Origin of the sequence: Domibacillus indicus (genome assembly GCF_023715895.1) — a bacterium.
Classification (GTDB): Bacteria; Bacillota; Bacilli; order Bacillales; family Domibacillaceae; genus Domibacillus; species Domibacillus indicus_A.
The window spans coordinates 1-207 of sequence record NZ_JAMBOO010000172.1 but is presented as its reverse complement, the minus strand read 5'-3'; the positions used below and the strand labels follow the sequence as shown (position 1 = coordinate 207).

Genomic DNA, 207 nt, shown 5'->3' with positions numbered 1-207 from the left:
CGCTCGCCGCAACTCAGGGACTCGCGTTTGCATTCTCGTCCTCCGGGAACTTAGATGTTTCAGTTCCCCGGGTATGCCTCCTCCTGCCCTATGTATTCACGCAGGGGTACCATCCCATTACGGATGGCGGGTTTCCCCATTCGGAAATCTCCGGATCAAAGCTTACTTACAGCTCCCCGGAGCATATCGGTGTTAGTCCCGTCCTTC

Annotated in this window: 1 rRNA gene; it reads right to left on the bottom strand. The window is 56.0% G+C overall.

Annotated elements, in window-relative coordinates:
- Positions 1 to 207, bottom strand: a 23S ribosomal RNA gene (locus tag M3221_RS27195); the annotation flags it as partial.